Origin of the sequence: Mycobacterium paraseoulense (assembly GCF_010731655.1) — a bacterium.
Taxonomy (GTDB): domain Bacteria; phylum Actinomycetota; class Actinomycetes; order Mycobacteriales; family Mycobacteriaceae; genus Mycobacterium; species Mycobacterium paraseoulense.
In genome coordinates this window covers 4,004,383-4,021,294 of record NZ_AP022619.1, presented here as the reverse complement: position 1 = coordinate 4,021,294, position 16,912 = coordinate 4,004,383, and the positions used below count along the sequence as shown (strand labels likewise).

Here is a 16,912-nt window from a genome sequence, read left to right as displayed (position 1 = left end):
AGCGGGGCGCTCCGGCGGGAACTCACTGACCTTTCAGGCTGCCGATGCGGAGCGAGAAGTCGTCGGGCGTGGACCGTTCCTTCGGCGCGGGCCGCGTGGGCCCAACCTCCTCGACGTAGCTTTGCGGGTCGCGGTCGACGATCGGCAATCCCTCGGTGGTGGGATGTTCGGCCATGAAATCGCTGTATTGCCGCCCAAGCGCTTCGCGAAGCCCGATCGGGGCGCTGCGACGAAAGTCCGACAGCCCTTCTCGCTCCTCTTCAGCCATGTGGTCGTCGTTGGCCTCGCGGGTGCGTCCGACCGCGGCCCACCACTGTTCGGAGCCGACCTGCGCGGCGTCGGCGTCGCGCACCCCGTCGCGGATGTCGTTGTGGTCCCCGATGGCGTCGAGCGTCTCCCCCTCGGCGTCGGCGGAGCCCCGCCGCAGCAACTGCGGATAGAAGACCTTCTCTTCGATGTAGGCGTGCACGTCCAGCTTGTCGGCGAGGGGACGCCACACCCGCGCCAGGGCGGTTTGGTCCGTCGGCGCCCGGGCTTGCAGGTCGTCCAGCCTGGCGAACTGTCGGCGGAACCACTCGTGGTCGGCGAGGATCAACATGGTGATGTCAGCCATCGCGACGCGCCACCTCCCTCACCGGTTCGCGGCCATGGTGTCCCATGGCGACGGAACCAGTCAACCTGGGGAACACGCCGGCGGGGCCGCGCGAACCGTCCGGATACACTAGGGCACCAGCGTGCCGATCGACCGCGATCGCACGCCGCCAAGCCCCACAGATGTCAGAGGTTGTTCGTGTCGGAAAATCGCAGTGAGCCCGCAAGCCTGGAACCGCATTTCGAGGACGTTCAGGCACACTACGACCTGTCCGACGAGTTCTTCGCGCTCTTCCTCGACCCGACGCGGACCTACAGCTGCGCCTACTTCGAGCGCGACGACATGACCCTGGAAGAGGCGCAGCTCGCGAAGGTCGACCTGTCGCTGGGCAAGCTCGGCCTGCAGGCAGGGCAGACGCTGCTCGACATCGGCTGCGGCTGGGGCACCACCATCGTTCGGGCGCTCGAACGCTACGACGTCAACGTCGTCGGACTGACCCTGAGCCGCAACCAGCAGGCGCACGTGCAGCGGCGTCTGGACCAGCACCCCAGCCCGCGCAGCAAGCGGGTGCTGCTTCAGGGCTGGGAGCAGTTCGACGAAAAGGTGGATCGCATCGTGTCCATCGGCGCCTTCGAACACTTCGGCCGCGACCGGTACCCCGACTTCTTCAAGATGGCCTACGAGGCGCTGCCCGCCGACGGCGTGATGATGCTGCACACCATCATCCAGCCCAGCAGCGAAGAATTCGCCGAGCGCGGGCTGCCCATCACCATGACGAAGCTGCGGTTCATGAAATTCATCATGGACGAGATCTTCCCGGGCGGTGACCTGCCCGCCGCCAAGACCGTCGTCGAGCACGCGGAGCGCGCCGGCTTCGGGGCCAAGCTCGTCCAGCCGCTGCGCCTGCACTACGCGCGGACCCTCGACACCTGGGCGGCCGCGCTCGAATCACGCCGCGACGAGGCCATCGCGATCCAGTCCCAGGAGGTCTACGACCGATACATGAAGTACCTGACCGGTTGCGCCGACCTGTTCCGCGAGGGCTACACCGACGTCGCGCAGTTCACCCTCGCCAAGGGCTGACCGCCCGCGAGGGTGGTGATCCGGGACGGGCCGCCACCGGACCGGTTTATCAGCGCCACCCCCGGGGTAAAACCACGAGCAACAACCTGATTCGGTACGCGTCGACCTTCGTCGGCGCGAAACCGCAGGGGAGGATTGCTCGTGAGTGCCAAGCATCGAATGTGCCCGACGCCGCAGCAAAGTCGGCCCGCGGTTCCCGCCGCGCGGCGGTGGCTGGGCATCGCGACGGTGTGCGACGTCATCTCCGCCTCGACGCTGTGCGCGGCGGCCCTGACAGCCCTGGTGCTCAATGCGCCGCATGACGACAAGCGGACGGTCGAGGCCAGCCAGGAGCCGCCGTCGGCGTCGCAGCCGGTGCGGCAGGAGGGCACGGTGATCGCCGTGTCGGCGGGCTCGGTCACCGCGCGCAGCGCCAACGGCTACACCCAGACGTATCTCGTCACCCCCAACACCACCCTCATCGGGCACGGCGGGGGCCAACCAGCCACTGTCATCCCGCATTTCACGGTGAACGACCACGTAGAAATCGTCGGGACCATTCAGGATGGCACCGCTCTGGCCACCGCGGTGGCCGACCGCGACGCGGGAAACGGTGACGGACCTCCGATGGATTACCTTGACGGGCAGATCGTTCCGGCCGGCCGCACCTGACTCTGGGCCGTCGTAGGGGCTGGGTGCGTCAATGCGCCTGCCGCACAAGGTGTCCAAAGCTCGGCGGCCGTCGTTGCGTCCCCGTCGCCTCCCGGCCGGCGCCTCGGGCCTAGTCTGAATGCCATCGAGCGTCCAGAGGAGGGCCCGTGAGCGAGCACGAAGTCAAGATGATCGTCCTGTCGACCGACGACCTCGACGAGTCGATCCGGTTCTACAGCGAGACGCTGGGCATGCCGCTGAAATTCCGCGACGGCGCGCACTTCGCCGCCCTCGACGGCGGCCCGGTCACCCTCGCGCTGGCGACTGAAGTGGACCATCCGATACCGGGTCAGGTCGTCGTCGGCATCAAGACCGCCGACGTCGACGCAGCGGCCAAGGCGGTGGAGGCCAGCGGCGGCGGCATCGTCAAAGGCCCGTACGACGACGCGCACGAACGCCGCGCCGTGGTCTACGACAACAAGGGCAACGGCCTGGTGTTCTACAAGTCACTGGGACGCTGACCCGCGCCCTTATCTCCCGGTGCGCTCGCGGTGCTTGCAGCCGGGCCAGCAGCACGGCCGGCGCTTGCCTTCTTCGAGTTCCTCCTGCGTCCGGCGAATGCGGCGCTGCCTGGTCGCCTCCTGCTTGGCGTCCTCGACCCAGCAGATGAACTCGTTGCGGGCCAACGGCGTGATGTCCTGCCACGCGGCGAGCGCGGCGGCGTTGCCGATCAGCGACTCGCGCAGGTCCGCGGGGAGCTTGTGCACGACCCCGCCGGGTATCCGCTGACTGCTCATGGGGCTAGATTAACCCGTCGTCGCGCGGCTGCTGAGACGGCAAATGCGCGCTGTCGTCGTGCAATTCGTCGCGGCGCAACGACATAGGGGTGAGGTCGGGGACATCGCCGCCCGCGACCACGGCGCGGGTGACCGGTGTGAGCGCACGGAACAGGGTTTCCACCTCCTCGTCGCTGAGCGCATCGAGCGCCGACAGGGAAAGAGCATCGGTGGACCGCTCGATGTGGTCCTTCAGTTCCCTGCCGGCGGTGGTCAGCGAGCCATCATCGTCGAGCAGGCCCCGCTCGGCCAGGCGTTGCTCGTGGTGCGTCCACGCCGCCCCGTCGTAGTCGCGGGTGCGCGCGATGTACTCGCGCGGGACCCCGCCCGCGGCGGCGTGCAACACGTTGGACTCCCGGCCCGAGACGCCCGCGGCGGCCAGCACCGCCACGTGCCCGTCGCCGCGGTGCTCGCGCAACAACGTCGTCGCGTGCCACAGCGCGGCCAGTGGATCCTCCGGCCACGGCAGCGCCAGGTTCGCGGCGAACAGGGGGCGTCCGTCCAGCGGCGCCTGCCGGGCCGCCTTTCCCGCCAATCCCGCTGCGATGCGAACGGTTTCGTCCGCGATCAGGCCGTAACGGTGCAGCGCCGCGACGGCGGACTCCCGCCGGGCGCGCAACGCCGCGTCGGGACCGGCGACCTGCCAGGCCGCGGGTAACGCCTTGGCGACCCGCTCGGGGGCGAAGTTGTAGAAGATCGCGGTGACCACCTCGCGCGGGACCACGCCCAGCGGTGCCGAGCGGGCCGCGAAGTAGCCCATCCAGAAGCCCCGGTAGCCCAGCCCGTCCAACGCAGCGCGAGCCTCCGGGGCGAAATATGTCACGGCATGTACCGGCTCGTAGCGATCGAAGAAGCGCCGGGCCAGCACCGGTTCCCTTTGCACGGTCGCAGTTAACCACACCCACCCGTTCGGGCGGCTCCGATGAGGGCCGGCGGCTCAAAGCCTCAGCAGGCGCTCGGCGTTGCGGTGGGCGATCTTGTCTCGATCGTCTTCGCCGATGGGCATTTGGTCGAGAAACTGCCGGCACGCCTTGATGTTTCCGTAGGGATAGTCGGCGGTGAACACGACTCGGTCGATGCCGATGACGTTCACCATCGCCAGGTACGCGTTGAAGGACAGGCTCCAACTGGGGTCCATCGCGCCGGGCTCCTGGTTGAAGAAGTCGCCGGCGAGGATGCCGCCGTAGAAGTTTTCCCGAAGGTATTCCTTGACGGTGCGCTTGAGGCCGGTGACCTCTGTCGGAAACGAGTAGTCGGTCCGCCAGCCCATCCAGCTCAGCGCCTCGAAGTGGTGGCCCACGATGATCTGCAGCCGGGGGAACCGGTCGAACACCCCGCCCAGGATCAGCCGCAGGCAGTGCACCCCCGTGTCGATGTGCCAGCCGACTCCCGCCCCCGCCAGTCGGGCGGTGATCTTCGGGTCGAAGCCGGCGTAGTAGGCGTCGATGACCGGCCGCGGTGGCAGCGTGGGGTGCAAAAAGATTGGCACACCGAGTGTTTCGGCGGCTTCGAAGACCGGCCAGAAGAAGGTGTCATCGAGATACCGGCCGCCGATGTGACCGTTGATCAGCGCGCCCACGAAACCGTGATCACCGACGGTGCGTTCGAGCTCGGCCGCGGCCGCGGCCGGGTCGCGCATCGGCAGCGTGGCGAAGCCACGGAACCGGTCCGGGTGCCGGGCTACCGCGGCCACCACCGCGTCGTTGGCCCGCCCGGCCAGCTCGACCCCGATCGCGGGTTCCAGCGTCTCGGGGCCGGGGACGGAGTGCGACAGGATCTGCATATCGACGCCCGCGGCGTCCATCGCGGCGATGCGGCCCTCGCCCAGGTCATTGATGCCCGGCGGCCATTCTCCTTGCGGACCGGGCGAGCCGTAGCCCGCCTCCTGGAGGAGTTCGGGCGCCCCGCCCCGCCCGTCGTTCCGGTGTTCGTCGCCTATCGCCGGGAGCCTGTAGTGCTCTTCGAAGCCGATGACCTTCATCCTTCTCCTCCCATACATGGACACCTACGACGCCGGAGCGCCGGGCGTTCACCGGGGTACCCGACGGGCCGGGATCGCCGTTGCGGCAACCGTCCGCGGGCAGCCGGCCATTCCCGCCTAATCTCGAACGCGTGACCATCCCGTACGACGAGACGCTGCGCGACCGGATCAGGGGCCACCTGGCGCGCCATGATCGTCGCAAGCTGACCGACCCGGCGAAGCGGCATGCGGCGGTCGCCGTCGTCCTGGTCGACTCGGCCCTCGGCGAGGACCGGGTGGATCCGGCGCCGGTGGACGAGTGGATCGGTGATCGCGCGATGCCGGAGCCCGGTCTCGACGGCCGGATGGTCGGCGTATCCGGTGGCGCGGCTTTCCTGTTGTGTCGCAGGGCGTCTCGCCTCAATGCCCACGCGGCGCAGTGGGCGCTGCCCGGCGGCCGGCTCGACCCGGGCGAGACCGCCGTCGACGCGGCGCTCAGGGAACTACACGAGGAGGTCGACGTCGACCTGCCCGGCTCGACCGTGCTCGGCCTCCTGGACGACTACCCGACACGCTCGGGCTACGTCATCACCCCGGTCGTGATCTGGGGTGGCGGGCGCCTCGATCCCCGCCCCGCGCCCGACGAGGTGGTGGCCGTCTACCGGGTGGGCCTGCACCAATTGCAGCGCGACGACTCGCCGCGATTCATCACCATCCCGGAGAGCACCCGCCCCGTCGTGCAGATCCCGCTGGGGAACGACCTGATTCACGCGCCGACGGGTGCCGTGCTGCTGCAGGTGCGGTGGTGGTGTCTGGAGGGCCGTCACGATCCCGTCGACGAGCTGGAGCAACCGGTCTTCGCGTGGAGGTAGACGCCGCGGAGTCCGGGCAAACGTGCCAAGTTCACTGACGGCGGGACCGTTCCCGAGGTCGGTCAGGATGAGCTACCCGGCCCGCGGCAGCCTGGTGGCGCGGTGAGCTCGGGGCCGTCTTAGCCACCGCCGAGAGGCGGTGGTCGATGACCGCCAGCGCGCGCTCGGCCCACCGAATGTTCTCTTCCTCGAACGTTATTCCGCGTAGCAGCGTCAGGTAGGGGCCGATTCGCTCGGCGTGGGCCAGGTATTCACCCTCGTCGCGGCCGTTGAGCACGCGTGCCCGCGACCGTTCGTAGCGTTGCAGTTTCGCCGCCGCCCACCGCAGGCGTTCGCTGACGAATTCACGCACGGCCGGGGTGTCGCCGGCGTCCGCGGCCTGGACCTTGACCAGCAGTTCGTCGCGGATCGCCAACGGCTTCGGCGGCTGACCGGTGAACTCCCGGATGGCGTCGCGACCGGCGTCGGTCAGTGAGAACAGGCGCTTGTTGGGCCGGCGTTCCTGGTGCACGAGGCGGGCCTGAATGAGACCTTGCTCGGCGAGCCGGTCGAGTTCCCGGTACAGCTGCTGCGGGGTGGCCATCCAGAAGTTCGCGACCGACGCGTCGAAGTCTTTGGCCAGGTCGTAGCCCGACGACTCCCCCTCGAGCAGGGCGGCCAATACCGCGTCACGCAGCGACACCGGGAAAGATTACCTCGAGATGATTATTCAACAAAGTGATTAATCGCACTCTGGACACGCTGGGGTGGACGGCATAGCGTCAACGACGCTTCTGAAACGAATCCACTAGGCGAGGTGTGGGATGCATCCGTTCCGCAAGGCGGTCGAAGAACGCGACGAGAAGGGCATCCAGGCGCTGCTTGCCGACGGCGTGGTATTCACCAGCCCGGTGGCGTTCAAGCCCTACGTCGGCAAGCCGATCACCGCGGCGATCCTGCGCGGCGTGATGCGGATCTTCGAGGACTTCCGCTACGTGCGTGAGATCCACGACGACAGTGGCGGCAACCACGCGCTGGTGTTCGAGACCGGGATCGTCGGGGCGCCGGGAGTCAAGATCACCGGTTGCGACTTCCTGCACGTCAACGAGGACGGTCTCATCGACGACTTCATGGTCATGGTGCGGCCGCTGTCGGGCGCGAAGGCGCTGTCGGAGGCGATGGGTGCCCAGTTCGAGCGGATCCAGCAGGAGGCGCTTGAACTGGCCGACGAATTCACCACCGCGTAGGAGCAGGCGAACATGCGAATCGGACTGGCCATCAACTATGCCGGCGGCTTCAAGGACGTGGCCGCCGAAGTGGCCGACCTCGAGCGCGCCGGGCTCGACATCGTCTTCGTCCCCGAGGCGTACTCGTTCGACGCGGTGAGCGCGCTCGGTTACCTGGCCGCCAGCACCGATCGGGTCGGACTGGCCTCGGGAATCTTGCAGCTCTACACCAGAACGCCCACGCTGACCGCGATGACCGCGGCCGGCCTGGACTACGTCTCCGACGGCCGATTCACCCTCGGGCTGGGCGCATCCGGCCCGCAAGTCATCGAGGGTTTTCACGGTGTACCCTACGACGCGCCGATCGCCCGGACGCGCGAAGTGATCGACATCTGCCGCCAGGTGTGGCGCCGCGAGACCGTCAACCACCAGGGCAGGTATTACACGATTCCGCTGCCCGCCGACCAGGGCACCGGGCTGGGCAAACCGCTGAAGCTCATCAACAAACCTGTGCGGGAACGGATCCCGATACTAATCGCCGCGCTGGGCCCCAAGAACGTCGAGCTCGCGGCCGAGATCGCCGAGGGTTGGCAGCCGATCTTCTACCTGCCCGAGAAGGCGCAGGATGTGTGGGGAGAGGCACTCGCCACCGGCCGGGCCAAGCGGGACCCCAGTCTGGGCGAGCTGGACATCTACGCCGGCCCGGTGCTGGCCATCGGCGAAAACGTCGAACCACTACGGGAATTCGTCAAACCGCACCTGGCCCTGTATATCGGCGGAATGGGCGCCAAGGGCAAGAACTTCTACCACGCGCTGGCCACCAAGTACGGCTATGGGCCCCAGGCCGACCGGATCCAAGAGCTCTACCTGGCCGGTGACAAGGATGGCGCCGCCAAGGTGGTGCCCGACGATCTGGTGCGCGACGTGAACCTGATCGGCAGCCGCGAGTTCGTCATGGATCGCCTGGCCGCGTTTCGGGAAGCGGGGGTCACCGCCCTCAACGTCGCGCCCATCGCGTCCACAGCGGCCGAACGGATCAAGCTGATCGAGACCCTGCGCGAACTGGTGTGAGCGCCGCGTCCACCGGCGGTCAGCCCTGGCGGTGCGCGTCTGCGCGGAGTCGGACCGCTCGGCTCACGGCAGTCAGCGACGCCAGCACCGCCATCACCGCGAGGATGGCCGTCGAAGCCCCCGACCCGACCGTCGCCAAGATCAACGGCAGTCCGAAACCTACGTATGTGACGACGTAAAACGCCCCAACGAGCGCGCCGCGCAAGCGTTTCGGCGCCGCGGCCTCCAGGTCGATCAAGCCTTCGCGCAAACACAGGCCGGAGGCGCACCCCAGCACCAGGAACAGCGGCACACCCAGCGCCAGCGGGATGGTGGGCGGGGCGAGCGCGGTGACCGCGTAGCCGAGCGCGGCCAGCACCGCACCGGCCGTGCCGGCCTGCGGCCCCCACCGGCGGGCGCGGGCGAGAACCTGGATCAGCCCGCTGACGCCATTGACCAGCAGGGTGGCCGTGCCGGCGGCCATCGGAGCGGTCAGCCCGGTGTGCACTCGGCCGGGCAGGGCGATGAATCCGAGTGTCGCCGAGGCGAACACCCACGGGGCCAGCGGCATGGCCCAACTCAACGCCCGCGCCGCGCCGTGCCCGGCGGTCGTCGACGGCTCCCAGACCCGGGCGGCTGCGGCCGCGGTGACCCCCGTGTGCCGCGCAGCGACGACCACGACGCCCATCGCCGCCAGGCCGACGGCGGCCGCGACGCCGAACGACAGGCGAACGCCGGCCGGACCGATCCCGGCGATCAGCGCTCCGGCGAACGGGCCGACCGCGAAACCGCCCATCAGCACCGCGCCGGCGGCGGCCGCCCCCGCGGGACCCTTCAGGTCGGAGGCCCACGCGGTGCAGGAACTCATCGCCAGCCCGACCCCGGCCCCCACGATGAGGCGGCCCAGCAGCAACACGTCGTACTGTTGTGAGCACAGCATCGCAATCGTCCCCACTACGGCGGTCGCCGAACCGGCCAGCGCCACTGACCGGCGCCCGAACGCATCCGACGCTCGCCCGCCGACAAGCAGACCCGGCAGCAGCCCCAGGGCGTAGATGCCGAAGATGGCGTCGAGCGTGGCCGGGCGGAGATGTTGCCGGGCGCTGAGTAAGGGCATCAGCGCGACGAAGTGGTTCGCGACCCAGCCGATGGACAGCAACAGCACCAGCACACCCGCGAACACGCCACGGGGTCCCACCGAAGCGGCGCCGGCGTCGGTCGCGACCGACGCCGACCGTGTTGCTGACCGGTTGGACACGGGCGTTCCCTCCCCTGCGAGCTAGGCGCGGCCGGGCCGACGAAATCTAAACGACGACGTGGACCCGGCAGTTATTCCCGAGCCGCCGGGCAAAGCGGGTGCGGGGGTTTCAAATCGGCCGATTTGGTGTACAGATACCACTACTCGGCTCGAGGAAGGCACATCATGAAGCAAATAGCGGCCGCCATGTTCGCGATCGCCGCGCTGCTGTCCAGCGCGTGTTCGGCCTCGCAGGTCATCAACACCGGCGGCGACACCAAGTGCAAGGACTTCACTTCGCAGGACGAGAAGAAGCAGAACGACGAAGTCAGCAAGATGCTGAAGGACAAGAACGGCACCGACCCGGCCAACGCCGAGATTTCGGCCACCCGGCTGTCGGCGTTGACGTACTGCCAGACGTTGGGCAAGCCGGACACGAAGATCTCCGAGGCGCCGCACGGCTGACGGTTACCGCCTGCTCTGTCACGGGCGCCGGTGCCGTCCGATGATCGAAGTTCGCGCGGGGTGGCCACGCCTGGATCGGCCGCCACACCCGCGACGTGACCTCGGCTGGCGTGCGGCTCGAAAGCCGTTCGCTCCGAACGGATCCGGCGCATATCGGTGAACTTGTGCCGCGCGGGGGCGGGCAACTTTTCGCCCACGCCAACGAGTTGCCGTGGCCCCACGGGTCGTCCACCAAGACGGGTTCGCCGTAGCGCCAGCTCCCCGTGCCGCGCCAGCTCGTAGGCGGCGGCCAGCCCACAGACTCCGGCGCCGACGATGACGATCACGCGACCCGCATACCCGCGCGGCTAGAAGAAGAACCCGGCGTGCGGTGCGTCCGACACCGCGAACAACCGATCGGCGACGGCAATCGCCGACGGGTCGTCGGCGCGGACCAGTCCGGCGACCGCGAGGTCGCGCCACGTGGTGCCGCCGAGCAGGACGGCGCCCAGCCCCTCGATGTCCACGTCGAGTTCCGCTGGCCGCCCGGTCGGCTCGGCACCGCCGCCGCGGACCGTGAAGCGAGCCGAATTCTGCGGCAGCAAGGCGTCATTGACCGCGATGGTGACCGCGCCGTCGCCGGCGTAGCGGCGTGCCGTCAGCACCCGCTCCGCGTCGATGACGCGCAACCACGTTTCGTCGTGTACCGCGGTGACCCGCGCGGCCCGCCGATCGGCCAGCAACCAGGGCAGCGGGTCGTCCATCGGCAACATCCAAAACACCACGCGGTCGATGAGATCCAGCCCCAACAGGAACCGCAGCAGCCCGAGATAGGCGTGCGCGGTGGGCGCGAAGAAGTCCTCCACCGCGATCGCGCGCTGGTCGCTGACGAACCACCTTTCGGTGTCCACGGGACGGTAGCGGGCAAAACCCGATTCGGACCCCGGCTCGCCGTGCACCGCGAAGTACGCGGGCCCGGGCGAACTTTCGGTGCGCAGCCGCAGGCCTTCCCACCACACGTCCGGCCGGTCGATGGTTCCCGGACGTGACGGGCGATTCGCGGCATAGATGCGCGGCAGCAGCTCCCAGGCTTGCTCGGCGTCGATCAGCCGGACCGGACCGCCTGTTCCGACGGCGCGCCGCAGTGCCGCCCGCGCGGTGTGCACCTGGACGGTCTGCGAAGAACTGGCGACGCCATACCCGTACCGGCCGTAGATCGTCGCCTCCGACGCCCGCAACGATGCCACGGCTTCACCGCGGGAGGCCATGTCGCGCAACTGATGACGGATCAGGTCCGTGGCCACGCCCCGCCGGGTGAACGACGGCAGCACCCCGATGTGCGTGACGGCGGCGTGCCCCACCATCGCCCCGCCGGGCAGCGTCATCTGACTCGTCACGGCGTCCGCGGTACCGACGAGTTGGCCGCCGACGAACGCCCCGACGGTGCGGCCGGGCTCGAGCAACTTGGTGATCTGCCCCGGCGGCAGGTCCGGCAGCGGTGGGAAGCCGATCATGGCGACACGGAACACGTTCGCGGCGGCCAGCAGGTCGTCGGCGCTGTCGAGGACCCGGATCTCGGTGCTCATCCGGTCATCATGTCGCGCGGGCGCCGTGCCGTGGACCGCGGGATCCGGCCGCTATCGAATCTGCAGGCCGGTCAGCGCCCGCGAGATCACCAGGCGCTGGATCTCGCTGGTCCCCTCGAAGATCGTGAAGATCTTGGCGTCACGGTGCATGCGCTCGACGGGGTAGTCGCGGGTGTAGCCGTTGCCGCCCAGGATCTGGATCGCCTCGTCGGTGACGTAGACGGCCGTTTCGCTGGCCACCAGCTTGGCCATCGATCCCTCGGCCGCGTCGAAGGACTGGTTGTTGCGCGCCATCCAGCCGGCCCGCCACACCAGCAGACGGGCGGCGTCGATGCGGCTCTTCATGTCCGCCAACTTGAACGCCACCGCCTGGAATTCGCCGATCTTGCGGCCGAATTGCTCGCGCTGGCAGGCGTAGTCGAGCGCGTACTCGTACGCCGCGCGCGCGACGCCGACCGCCATCGCGCCCACCGTGGGCCGGGTGCGCTCGAAGGTTTTCATCGCCGCCTGACTGCGCGCCGAGGCGCCCGACTTCACCCGGGCGATCCGCGCCTCGAACTTCTCCCGTCCACCGAGGATGTGGTCCTCGGGCAGGCGGACGTTGTCCAGCACCACCTCGGCGGTGTGGGACGCCCGGATCCCGTGCTTTTTGAACTTCTGGCCCTGGGCCAACCCGCCGACGCCCGCGGGGACGACGAACGTGGCCTGGCCGCGGGTGCCCAGCTCGGGGTAGACCGACGCCACCACGATGTGCACGTTCGCGATGCCGCCGTTGGTCGCCCAGGTCTTGGTGCCGTTGAGGACCCACTCTCCGGTGGCCTCGTCGTAGCGTGCCCGGGTGCGGATCGCCCCGACGTCCGACCCGGCGTCCGGCTCGGAGGAGCAGAACGCGCCCAGCTTCGGCTCGTCGGCGGTACCGAACATCTCGGGGAGCCACTGGCCCAGCTGCTCGGGAGTTCCGTTGCCCGCCAGCGCAGCTGCTGCCAGGCCGGTGCCCATGATGGACAGCGCGATGCCGGCGTCGCCCCAGAACATCTCCTCGAACGCGGTCAGCATGCCCAGGCCCGTCGGCTCGGCCGCCTGCTGCGCGAAGAAGTCCGGGGAGTACAGGCCCACCTTGGCGGCCTCCCGGATCACCGGCCACGGGGTTTCCTCCCGTTCGTCCCATTCGGACGCGGCGGGGCGGATGACGTCGGCGGCGAACTTGTGCACCCAGTCGCGCACCTCGATCACGTCGTCGGTGAGTTGCAGTGAGAAAGTCACGGTTCTACTCCTGAAAGGTTGCTGATTTCACGGGTTTTCGGGGTTTCCGTATTGGGCGAGGACGCTGACGGTCTGGCTGACCCACGCCTCGAAGTACCGCTGTTCGTCGATGTTGCCGGGCAGGCGTCCGGTCAGCGCCTGCAGCGTCGCGGCATAGGACAACGACCCGATCGCCACAGCGGCGGCCGCCTCCGGATCGGGGATGCGGGTGCGCCCGGCCCGATTCGACGCGGCCAGTTCGTCGGCGAACCGCTGGTAGGCGTTGTCGGTGATGACCTGCCACGTCTTCTCGTCGAGGTCACCGAGCTCGTCGGGCTCACGCAACATGACCTTGAGCAGGTCCTCACTTTCTTTGAGGTTGCTCCAGATCAACTGCCCGGCGGTCCGCACCGCCTGCTCGACGCTGCCCGGCTGCCCGGCGTCGTACTGCTCACGCGCCGCCACGATGCTGTCGATTCGGTGGGCGACGGCGGCCTCGAGCAGCTCGCGCTTGGAGCCGAAGTGCTTGTAGAGCGCGCCCGACCCCGGCGCCAGACCGGATGCCCGCTGGATGTCGGCAACCGACGTCGCCGCGTAGCCCTTGTCCGCAAAGAGCTTCAGCGCCGCGGCCAGCAGCCGATCGCGTCCGGAGGCGAGCATGGTGAGAGAATACTCACTCACCGGTCTGGCGCGCAAAATGCCGGCCGTCGCTGCGGGGGCGGCACGCGCGTTCGCCGATTGGCGCTAGATTCTCTGCGAAACCCCGCGACGCCTGGACGGCGAATCGCCATCGGTGTGAGGGTGGTGGCCAGGTGGTCGACACCGTCGCAGGCCCGGTGCCGCGAACCGCACAAGAGGAGCGTGACAGTCGCGTGTTACCGCACGTACAGCTGCCGATGCGGGTGTTGTCGCTCCGCACCATCGTCGTCGTCGCCGCGTTGTCGGTCATCACCCTGGTCGTGCTGCTAGGCACCTGGGTGTGGGTCGGCGTCACCAACGACCAATACAGCCAGCTCGACCGCCGGCTCGACTCGGTCAGCAGCCTGGGCGACATCAACTCCCTGCTCAACAACGTCCAGCACGCCAGCCCCGACCAGCCCATGCCGGACGGCAACCTGGTGCGCACCGCGCGCATCGGCGACCAGACGGTGTCGGTGCCCAGCAACATCGTGCTGCCCAAGCTGCCCAACGGGTACGCGAACACCACGATCAACGGGGTGCAGTACCGCGTGCGCACCTTCTCCGCGGGCCCGGCCTCGATCGCGCTGGCCGCGCCGCTGGCCGAAGCCCAGCACCGGATCAACGAGCTGCACCTGCGGGTGCTGTTGATCTGCGCCAGCGTCATCGGCGGCACCGTGGTGGTCGGCTGGGTGATCTCGTTGATCATGGTGAACCCGTTCCTGCTGCTGGCTCAGCAGGCTCGCGCCATCAACGCGCAGTCCAGCCCCGACGAGGTCCAGGTGCGCGGGGTGCGCGAGGCCGTGGAGATCGCCGAGGCCGTCGAGGGCATGCTCGCGCGCATCGGTAACGAACAACAGCGCACCAGGGCGGCGCTCGAGTCGGCCCGCGACTTCGCCGCGGTCGCCTCCCACGAGCTGCGCACCCCATTGACGGCCATGCGCACCAACCTCGAGGTGCTGTCCACCCTGGACCTGCCGCACGAGCAGCGCCAGGAGGTCATCGGCGACGTCATCCGCACCCAGAGCCGCATCGAGGCGACACTGACGGCACTGGAACGGCTGGCGCAGGGCGAGCTCACCACTGTCGACGACTTCGTCCCGTTCGACATCACCGAACTGCTGGACCGCGCCGCGCACGACGCGCTGCGGATCTACCCCGAGGTGGAGGTGTCGCTGGTGCCTTCGCCGACGGTGCTGATGGTGGGGTTGCCCACCGGGCTGCGGCTGGTGATCGACAACGCCATCGCCAACGCCGTCAAGCACGGGAACGCCGGCAAGATCCAGCTCACCGTGAGCAGCTCCAGCGAGGGCGTCCAGATCGCGATCGACGACGACGGCACCGGCGTCCCCGAATCGGAACGGGCCACCGTCTTCGAGCGCTTCACCCGCGGGTCGACGGCATCGCGCTCGGGCTCCGGGCTCGGGCTGGCCCTGGTCGCCCAGCAGGCCGAATTGCACGGCGGCACAGCGGCATTGCAGACCAGCCCGCTCGGCGGCACCCGACTGTTGCTCAACCTGGCCGGCGACGGTCGCGGCCCCGCGTAACTTTTAGGCGCGATACCGCGCCGGGAATCGGACGGCCACGCCCATTCAACGCCGAATCGGCGCCGATTGGGCGGAGCGCATCGGTAATTCCTGCGAGCTATTGGCATGACCCCTTCCGGCCGCGTTTTGACGGCGATCCCGTGGCCCCTGTGTCTGCAGTGGCTTACGAGGTTGTTTGACGGATGACTCATAACGGGAATACCGGCGACCAGAAAAAACGCGTAATTTCCGGCCCGCGGCCGGGGAGGATCGACTGAATACACGAACGGTCGGATCGCACTAGACTGAGGCGCCAAGTCGTCTTTTATGACGCTGAGCAATCGGAGGGAAATCATGGTGCTGCAGGTGCAATCGGAGGCGGTGCTGGCCTCCTCGTCCGCGGAGGCGGGGATCAGCGCCGAAACTCAGGCGGCGGCTTCGGCGGCCGCCCCCGTGCTGCTGGGCGTGCTGCCGATGGGCGGCGACCCTGACTCGGCGATGTTCGCGGCGGCGCTCAACGCGTGCGGCGGAAGCTACCTGGGAGTGGTCTCCGAGCACGCCGCTCAGCGCGGGTTGTTCGCCGGCGCGCAGAGCCTCGCCTCGGGCACCTACGTCGTCACCGAGCTCATGCGCAGCCTGACGCTGGCAATCGGCGCGTAAGGCCGACGACCCAAAGAGGGGGAAGTACGCATGGCCGATCCGGGGTGGGCCGCGCGTACGCCTGAGGACAACGATCTGTTGCTCAAGGCGGGTGCCGGCGTCGTGACGCATCTGGCGAACCAGGCCGCCTGGACGGTGCTGGCGGCCACTCATCACGGGTCGAGCATCGCGTCCGCGATCAACACCGTGGCCACGTCGGCCGGCTGGGTTGGTGCCGGATCCCTCGCCTCGGCGGCCAACGCCACCGCGCTGAACACGTCCCTGCACGGGCTCGCCGGGTGGGTGGACGTCAAACCGGCGGTGGTCTCGACCGCGGTCTCGGCGTATCACATGGCGTACGGCTCGATGCGCCCGGCGCCCGAATGCATCGAGAACCGCACCGAATGCGCCACCGACTACGGCATCAACCCCTTGGTGCTGGGGGCGTTGACGCCACGGATCACATCGCTCGAGCTCGAGTACTTCGGATCGATGTGGCCGAACAACTCCGCCGTCGGGGCCAGCTACGGGGCCATCCTCACGGCGCTGACCCAAAGCCTGACCATTCCGCCGCCGCTGGCGACCATGGGCGCGTCGCCGGCGGCGCCGGCGGAAGCGGCTTCGGCGGTGGGCGAGTCGGCCGCCCAGGTCGGCGCCGGCGACGGGATGCGTTCGGCTTTTCAGGGGGTGCAGCAGGGGACATCGGGAGCCGGCCAGGCGGCGTCGGGCGGGGACTTCATGAGTCAAGCCGGGTCGTTCATGGAACCGGTGCAATCGATGATGGGCGCGGTCCCGCAGGCGATGCAGGCTCCCATGCAGATGATGCAGGCGCCGATGCAGATGATGCAGCCGCTGCAATCGATGATGGGCATGTTCTCCGGGTCCGGCGCCATGGGCGGGGCGGCACCGGGGGTTTCGGCGGTGTCGGCGACGGAGATGTCGGCAGTCGGCGCGTCGGGCGGCGGCGGGGCGGCATCCCTGGGCAATGCCGGTATGTCCGCGACCAGCTTTACCCGTCCGGTCAGCGCGTTCGAGCCCGTAGCCAGTGGCCGTCCGGTGGGGCTGCGGCCGGCCGGGGCGCTGGGCACGGACGAATTGCGCCCGCAGACCACGTCGACGGGAGGCGCCCCGACGGGCGGCATGCCCGTGGGGCATGGGGTCGGGGGCCAGCGCGGCTCCCGTGACAAAGCAGAGCAACCCGTGACGGTGCGGGTCGTCGACGAAAGGGTGTGAAGCCGACCCGGCCAAGGGTGAATCGACAGGTCCAAATAGCCCTCATACACTTCGCTTCATGCCCCAGGTAATTCCCCGGGGGAGGGCAGCAGTAGTTAG

The 16,912-nt window shown here is 68.8% G+C and carries 19 protein-coding genes and 1 pseudogene; 10 read left to right on the top strand and 10 right to left on the bottom strand.

The features are described from left to right. Window positions 1–22: 22 nt before the first annotated feature. Window positions 23–613: a hemerythrin domain-containing protein gene (locus G6N51_RS18690; protein ID WP_083171080.1), complete on the bottom strand. Its 591-nt coding sequence runs from the start codon at window positions 611–613 to the stop codon at window positions 23–25. A 177-nt stretch (window positions 614–790) separates the two neighbouring features. Between G6N51_RS18690 and G6N51_RS18685 the strand changes: the two genes are divergently transcribed. From G6N51_RS18685 to G6N51_RS18675, 3 genes are all read left to right on the top strand, one after another. After that, on the top strand, window positions 791–1,675 hold the full coding sequence (locus G6N51_RS18685) for a cyclopropane mycolic acid synthase family methyltransferase (protein ID WP_083171363.1): 885 nt from the start codon (window positions 791–793) through the stop codon (window positions 1,673–1,675). A 141-nt stretch (window positions 1,676–1,816) separates the two neighbouring features. Further along, entirely contained in the window at window positions 1,817–2,326 is a 510-nt protein-coding gene (locus G6N51_RS18680; RefSeq protein WP_083171360.1) for a hypothetical protein, read from the top strand. Window positions 2,327–2,472: 146 nt separating this feature from the next. Then, window positions 2,473–2,826 carry a VOC family protein gene (locus G6N51_RS18675; RefSeq protein ID WP_083171078.1) on the top strand — a complete coding sequence of 118 codons (354 nt, stop codon included), beginning with the start codon at window positions 2,473–2,475 and terminating at the stop codon, window positions 2,824–2,826. 9 nt (window positions 2,827–2,835) lie between these two features. On the opposite strand, the gene G6N51_RS18670 is transcribed toward G6N51_RS18675, so the two are convergent. From G6N51_RS18670 to G6N51_RS18660, 3 genes are read right to left on the bottom strand one after another with little or no spacing between them, the layout of a single operon-like run. Beyond that, window positions 2,836–3,102: a YdeI/OmpD-associated family protein gene (locus G6N51_RS18670; RefSeq protein ID WP_083171076.1), complete on the bottom strand. Its 267-nt coding sequence runs from the start codon at window positions 3,100–3,102 to the stop codon at window positions 2,836–2,838. Between the two features lie 4 nt (window positions 3,103–3,106). Beyond that, the gene (locus G6N51_RS18665; RefSeq protein WP_083171074.1) at window positions 3,107–4,024 is read right to left on the bottom strand and encodes an SCO6745 family protein; all 918 of its coding nucleotides are present in this window, start codon (window positions 4,022–4,024) and stop codon (window positions 3,107–3,109) included. A 54-nt stretch (window positions 4,025–4,078) separates the two neighbouring features. Then, window positions 4,079–5,122, bottom strand: a complete 1,044-nt coding sequence (locus G6N51_RS18660; RefSeq protein ID WP_197747125.1) for an amidohydrolase family protein — start codon at window positions 5,120–5,122, stop codon at window positions 4,079–4,081. Between the two features lie 131 nt (window positions 5,123–5,253). On the opposite strand from G6N51_RS18660, the gene G6N51_RS18655 reads away from it, so the two are divergent. Continuing rightward, on the top strand, window positions 5,254–5,973 hold the full coding sequence (locus tag G6N51_RS18655) for an NUDIX hydrolase (protein ID WP_083171070.1): 720 nt from the start codon (window positions 5,254–5,256) through the stop codon (window positions 5,971–5,973). Window positions 5,974–6,004: 31 nt separating this feature from the next. On the opposite strand, the gene G6N51_RS18650 is transcribed toward G6N51_RS18655, so the two are convergent. After that, on the bottom strand, window positions 6,005–6,655 hold the full coding sequence (locus G6N51_RS18650) for a PadR family transcriptional regulator (RefSeq protein WP_083171068.1): 651 nt from the start codon (window positions 6,653–6,655) through the stop codon (window positions 6,005–6,007). 121 nt (window positions 6,656–6,776) lie between these two features. Between G6N51_RS18650 and G6N51_RS18645 the strand changes: the two genes are divergently transcribed. Both G6N51_RS18645 and G6N51_RS18640 read left to right on the top strand, forming a co-directional pair. Then, complete coding sequence (locus G6N51_RS18645) at window positions 6,777–7,199, top strand: nuclear transport factor 2 family protein (protein ID WP_083171066.1); 423 nt, start codon at window positions 6,777–6,779, stop codon at window positions 7,197–7,199. A gap of 12 nt (window positions 7,200–7,211) precedes the next feature. Further along, entirely contained in the window at window positions 7,212–8,249 is a 1,038-nt protein-coding gene (locus G6N51_RS18640) for an LLM class F420-dependent oxidoreductase (protein ID WP_083171064.1), read from the top strand. A 19-nt stretch (window positions 8,250–8,268) separates the two neighbouring features. Here G6N51_RS18640 and G6N51_RS18635 read toward each other — a convergent pair whose 3' ends face one another. Then, complete coding sequence (locus tag G6N51_RS18635) at window positions 8,269–9,486, bottom strand: MFS transporter (RefSeq protein ID WP_232078430.1); 1,218 nt, start codon at window positions 9,484–9,486, stop codon at window positions 8,269–8,271. A gap of 165 nt (window positions 9,487–9,651) precedes the next feature. Here G6N51_RS18635 and G6N51_RS18630 point away from each other — a divergent pair, with 165 nt between their 5' ends. Continuing rightward, on the top strand, window positions 9,652–9,930 hold the full coding sequence (locus tag G6N51_RS18630; protein ID WP_083171061.1) for a hypothetical protein: 279 nt from the start codon (window positions 9,652–9,654) through the stop codon (window positions 9,928–9,930). 110 nt (window positions 9,931–10,040) lie between these two features. Here the strand turns inward: G6N51_RS18630 and G6N51_RS29700 are convergent. The 4 genes and pseudogenes from G6N51_RS29700 to G6N51_RS18615 all read right to left on the bottom strand — a co-directional run. Further along, window positions 10,041–10,195 (bottom strand): annotated as a pseudogene (locus G6N51_RS29700) (hypothetical protein); the annotation flags it as partial. Between the two features lie 82 nt (window positions 10,196–10,277). Continuing rightward, entirely contained in the window at window positions 10,278–11,495 is a 1,218-nt protein-coding gene (locus tag G6N51_RS18625) for a GNAT family N-acetyltransferase (RefSeq protein WP_083171059.1), read from the bottom strand. 51 nt (window positions 11,496–11,546) lie between these two features. Continuing rightward, the gene (locus tag G6N51_RS18620; protein ID WP_083171057.1) at window positions 11,547–12,758 is read right to left on the bottom strand and encodes an acyl-CoA dehydrogenase family protein; all 1,212 of its coding nucleotides are present in this window, start codon (window positions 12,756–12,758) and stop codon (window positions 11,547–11,549) included. Between the two features lie 27 nt (window positions 12,759–12,785). After that, the gene (locus tag G6N51_RS18615; protein ID WP_083171054.1) at window positions 12,786–13,397 is read right to left on the bottom strand and encodes a TetR/AcrR family transcriptional regulator; all 612 of its coding nucleotides are present in this window, start codon (window positions 13,395–13,397) and stop codon (window positions 12,786–12,788) included. A gap of 236 nt (window positions 13,398–13,633) precedes the next feature. Here G6N51_RS18615 and G6N51_RS18610 point away from each other — a divergent pair, with 236 nt between their 5' ends. The 3 genes from G6N51_RS18610 to G6N51_RS18600 all read left to right on the top strand — a co-directional run bounded on the left by G6N51_RS18610 (window position 13,634) and on the right by G6N51_RS18600 (window position 16,813). Next, entirely contained in the window at window positions 13,634–14,962 is a 1,329-nt protein-coding gene (locus G6N51_RS18610) for a sensor histidine kinase (RefSeq protein ID WP_083171358.1), read from the top strand. 333 nt (window positions 14,963–15,295) lie between these two features. Continuing rightward, a complete protein-coding gene (locus tag G6N51_RS18605) occupies window positions 15,296–15,601 on the top strand; it encodes a PE domain-containing protein (RefSeq protein WP_083171355.1) in 306 nt (101 codons plus the stop codon). Window positions 15,602–15,631: 30 nt separating this feature from the next. Continuing rightward, window positions 15,632–16,813 (top strand): PPE family protein, encoded by a 1,182-nt coding sequence (locus tag G6N51_RS18600; RefSeq protein WP_083171051.1) that lies wholly within the window; start codon window positions 15,632–15,634, stop codon window positions 16,811–16,813. The last annotated feature ends 99 nt before the right edge of the window (window positions 16,814–16,912 follow it).